Annotated in this window: 5 protein-coding genes and 1 pseudogene; 3 read left to right on the top strand and 3 right to left on the bottom strand. The window is 65.0% G+C overall.

The genetic code is table 11. From position 1 onward, the window contains the following. Positions 1-123, top strand: a 123-nt coding sequence (locus tag IM632_RS14285) for a DUF933 domain-containing protein (protein WP_296552514.1), incomplete at its 5' end; no start/stop codon positions are given. 67 nt (positions 124-190) lie between these two features. Here IM632_RS14285 and IM632_RS14280 read toward each other — a convergent pair. Genes IM632_RS14280 through petA form a run of 3 tightly spaced genes read right to left on the bottom strand, consistent with a single transcriptional unit; the run spans position 191 to position 2,918 of the window. Next, complete coding sequence (locus tag IM632_RS14280; protein WP_296483421.1) at positions 191-1,033, bottom strand: cytochrome c1; 843 nt, start codon at positions 1,031-1,033, stop codon at positions 191-193. A 5-nt stretch (positions 1,034-1,038) separates the two neighbouring features. Continuing rightward, positions 1,039-2,358 carry a cytochrome b/b6 gene (locus IM632_RS14275; protein WP_296552513.1) on the bottom strand — a complete coding sequence of 440 codons (1,320 nt, stop codon included), beginning with the start codon at positions 2,356-2,358 and terminating at the stop codon, positions 1,039-1,041. A gap of 5 nt (positions 2,359-2,363) precedes the next feature. Further along, positions 2,364-2,918: a ubiquinol-cytochrome c reductase iron-sulfur subunit gene (gene petA, locus IM632_RS14270; protein WP_296498782.1), complete on the bottom strand. Its 555-nt coding sequence runs from the start codon at positions 2,916-2,918 to the stop codon at positions 2,364-2,366. A 201-nt stretch (positions 2,919-3,119) separates the two neighbouring features. Between petA and IM632_RS14265 the strand changes: the two genes are divergently transcribed. Then, positions 3,120-3,599: a tRNA (cytidine(34)-2'-O)-methyltransferase gene (locus IM632_RS14265; RefSeq protein ID WP_296483429.1), complete on the top strand. Its 480-nt coding sequence runs from the start codon at positions 3,120-3,122 to the stop codon at positions 3,597-3,599. After that, positions 3,592-3,818: pseudogene (locus tag IM632_RS14260) on the top strand (coproporphyrinogen III oxidase); the annotation flags it as partial. The gene IM632_RS14265 and the pseudogene IM632_RS14260, both read left to right, overlap by 8 nt.

The following is a 3,818-nucleotide window of genomic DNA, read 5'->3' as shown; positions in this document are numbered from 1 at the left end:
TTCGACGACTATGTAAGGTACCGGGGCGAGGCTGGGGCCCGGGAAGCGGGTCGCCTGCGTTCCGAGGGCAAGGAGTACGTCGTCCGGGACGGCGACGTCATGAACTTCCGGTTCAACGTCTGACCTGAATGAGAAAGGGCCGGCCGCCCCGAGGCGACCGGCCCTGTCCATGTCCGCTGGGAACGCGGGCCTAGTGCGCGACGTTACGCCAGATGCGCCGGTAGCTCACGTAGAGCAGGCCGGACAGGATCAACAGATAGATCATGGCGCCGACGCCAAAGGCCTTACGCTCCTCCAGCTTGGGTTCCGAGACCCAGGCCATGAAGGCGGCGACATCCTTGGCCTGTTGGTCGACGGTGGACTTGGTTCCATCGTCGAAGGTGACCTTGTCGGGCGCCAACTGGGGCGGCATGGCGATGAAGCCGCCCTTTGGCGCATGACCCTGGCCCTTCCAGAAGGCGGTCACGTCACCCGCCATATAGGGATTGTAGTATTGCCCAGCCGACACCTCCAGGCCCGCAGGCGGAGTTACATAGCCCGACAGCAGCGAGTAGATGTAATCCGGTCCGCCCTTTCGCGCCTTGGAGAGGGTGGAGAAGTCTGGCGGCAGCGCGCCGCCGTTGCCGGCCCGGGCCGCAGCTTCATTGGGATAGGGGTTGGGGAAGCGGTCCGCCGGTGTGGCCGGACGCTTGATCACATCCCCCGTGTCCGAATCGATGTCCGAGACCTCGTAGTCCCTGGCGATGGTCTTCACATAGGGGTTGTCGTTCGGATTGGGGTACTTCGGATCGTAGAAGGGCCCGCCCTTCTGGCCGAGGTTCCGGAACGACATCAGGTTCATCGAGTGGCAGGCCGCGCAGACCTCCCGATAGACCTTGAAGCCCCTCTGGAGCTGGGCGCGATCGAACTTGCCGAAGGGGCCGCTAAAGCTCCAGGCGACGGTGCGGAGTTCTTTCTGGGAGCCGGCGGCCAAGGCCGGCCCGCCCATCAGGGCGAGGCCGAGCGCCGCAACGGCGAGACCTTTGCGAAGCATCAGGCTCAACCCCTCTTCTCTGGCGACGCTGCAGCGCCCGCGGGCAGTACAGCGGAAGGCGAAAGGACCGGCTCGCTGATCGAGGCCGGCTGCTCAAGTGGCGTTTCGGAAAGCCCCATTAGCGGCAGGACGAGCAGGAAATAGGCGAAGTAGTAAGCGGTGGCGAACCGGGACAGCCAGACCATCGAATTGAGGTCGGCGTCGAGCAGGACGAAGGTCGTCAGACCCGGGATCACCTTTTCGTCCGGCAGGCGGGCGCCGCAGAGGCCGAGCACGAAGCAGGCGACCACGAAGATGAAGAAGTACATCCGGGTGGTCGGGCGATAGCGCAGGGACCGGACGCGAGAGGTGTCCAGCCAGGGCAGAATGAACAGCACCGCGATGGCGCCGAACATCATGAGCACGCCCATCAGCTTGTCCGGGACCGCCCGAAGGATGGCGTAGAAGGGCAGGAAGTACCACTCAGGCACAATGTGCGCCGGCGTCACCAGTGGGTTGGCGGGGATGTAGTTGTCCGGGTGGCCCAGGGCGTTGGGATTAAAGAATACGAAGGCGGCGAACATGAGCATGAACACCGCAATCGCGAAGCCGTCCTTCACCGTGTAGTACGGGTGGAAGGGGACCGTGTCCGCCTTGGACTGCACCTGCACGCCGGTCGGATTGTTGTTGCCGGTCACATGCAGGGCCCAGACGTGCAGGATCACGACCCCTGCAATCATGAAGGGCATCAGGTAGTGCAGTGAGAAGAAGCGATTCAGGGTCGCATTGTCGACCGCGAAGCCGCCCCACAGCCATGTGGTGATGGACTCCCCGATGATCGGCAGGGCGCCGAACAGGTTGGTGATCACCACCGCGCCGTGGAAGCTCATCTGCCCCCAGGGAAGGACGTAGCCCATGAAGGCCGTGGCCATCATGAGCAGATAGATCACGCAGCCCAGGATCCAGAGCAGCTCCCGAGGCGCCTTGTAGGAACCGTAGTACAGACCGCGGAACATGTGGGCGTAAACCGCGATGAAGAACATCGAGGCCCCGTTGGAGTGCATGTATCGGATCAGCCAGCCATAGTTCACGTCCCGCATGATGCGCTCGATGGAGGCGAAGGCGTGGTCCACATGGGGCACGTAGTGCATGGCCAGCACGATCCCGGTGACCAGCTGGATGCCCAGGCACAGGGCCAGGATTCCGCCGAAGGTGTACCAGTAGTTCAGGTTCTTCGGCGTGGGGAAGTCGATGAGGCTGTCATAGGCCAGCCTGGCGACCGGGAGTCGGGCGTCAAGCCAGCGCTCGAAGCCCGTCTTGGGAACATAGTTCGAATGTCCGCTCATGTCGGTCAGCCCACCTTGACCATGGTGTCGGAAAGAAAGGCGTAATCCGGAACCGCGAGGTTCTTGGGCGCAGGGCCCTTCCGGATGCGGCCTGAGGTGTCGTAGTGCGAACCGTGACAGGGGCAGAACCAGCCGCCGTAGTCGCCGCCGCCGAAGGTCGGGACGCAGCCCAGATGGGTGCAGGTGCCGATCACCACCAGCCACTCGGCCTTGCCTTTCTTGTGGCGCGCCTCGTCGGTCTGTGGATCCCGCATGGGGGCGGCGTCATCCTTGATCGCCGCGGCGATCTCGGCGCCGGTGCGGTGGCGAACAAACAGAGGCTTGCCCCGCCACTTGATCGATATCGATTGACCCAGCTGGACCTTAGTCAGGTCGACCTCCAACGAGGCCAGGGCCAAAGTGTCGCCAGCCGGGTTCATCTGGTCGACCAAAGGCCAGGCGATGGTCGCCGCAGCGCCCGCCGCTGCGGCGCCCGCGGCAATGTGAATGAAGTCGCGACGGCTGGGGTCGTCCCCACCCGCGCCATGTTCGGGGTTCGCGCCCGCCATGCTGTCGGCCACCTTGAAGCCACCCTTCGCTTGGGGACTGCGCCGGAAAGGCGCCGTCCGTCCTCGACCCCGCCAGATCATCTGGTAAGGGTCCCCCGGACTGTACACGTCGCCCCCCGGCGAACCGGCCCGGTCGTCTGTTCGCCTCGGGGGCGAGAGGTCGACCGCTGATTCGTCGCAGGACGCGTGTAGCCCGTGGCTGGATCGCTTAGAATGCTGCTCGCTCTTTTTCAACCGGACATTCCGCAAAACCTTGGCGCCGCGATCCGGCTCGGCGCCTGCCTCGACACGCCCGTCCATGTAATTGAGCCCTGCGGCTTCCCCCTTTCGGACAAGGCGATCCGTCGGGCGGCCCTGGATTACGGCGATCCGGGGGAGGTCGTGCGGCATCCGGACTGGTCGGCCTTTCGCGCCGCAGCGCGCGGCCGGATCGTCCTGTTCACCACACGCGGGGCGAGCCCCCTTCACGACTTCGCCTTCGCCCCGGACGATGTTCTCCTGTTCGGTCGCGAGAGCGCGGGGGTTCCCGACTTCGTCCATGCCGCCGCCGACGCCCGGGTCATCATTCCCTTGAGCCGCGGCCGCCGTTCCTTCAACCTGACCGTCTCGGCGGCGATCGGCCTGTCCGAGGCCCTTCGTCAGACCGGGCGCTTCCCCGCATTCCACCCGCAAGATTACCCCAGCCATGATTGATCCCGTCGTCCTTGAGTCCCGCAACACTCGCGCCCGCGCCTGGTTCGATGACCTGCGCGACCGCATCGTCGCCGCCTTCGAGCAGCTGGAGATCGACGCCCCGGCGGACCTCTACCCGGGCGAGCCGGCGAAGTTCGTGTTGAAGCCCTTGGTGCGCGAGGCGGGCGGCGGCGGGGTGATGGGATTCCTGCGCGGCGGTCGGTTCATCGAGAAGATGGG

The sequence above is a fragment of the Phenylobacterium sp. genome, from assembly GCF_020402505.1.
Lineage (GTDB): Bacteria > Pseudomonadota > Alphaproteobacteria > Caulobacterales > Caulobacteraceae > Phenylobacterium.
The sequence above is the reverse complement of the archived record's forward strand: the minus strand, read 5'-3'. Positions and strand labels throughout refer to the sequence as shown.

Excerpts from the sequence above, each read along its gene's own strand:
- IM632_RS14275 (WP_296552513.1), bottom strand. The coding sequence starts at position 2,358 with ATGAGCGGACATTCGAACTATGTTCCCAAGACGGGCTTCGAGCGCTGG.
- IM632_RS14265 (WP_296483429.1), top strand. The coding sequence starts at position 3,120 with ATGCTGCTCGCTCTTTTTCAACCGGACATTCCGCAAAACCTTGGCGCC.
- IM632_RS14280 (WP_296483421.1), bottom strand. The coding sequence starts at position 1,033 with ATGCTTCGCAAAGGTCTCGCCGTTGCGGCGCTCGGCCTCGCCCTGATG.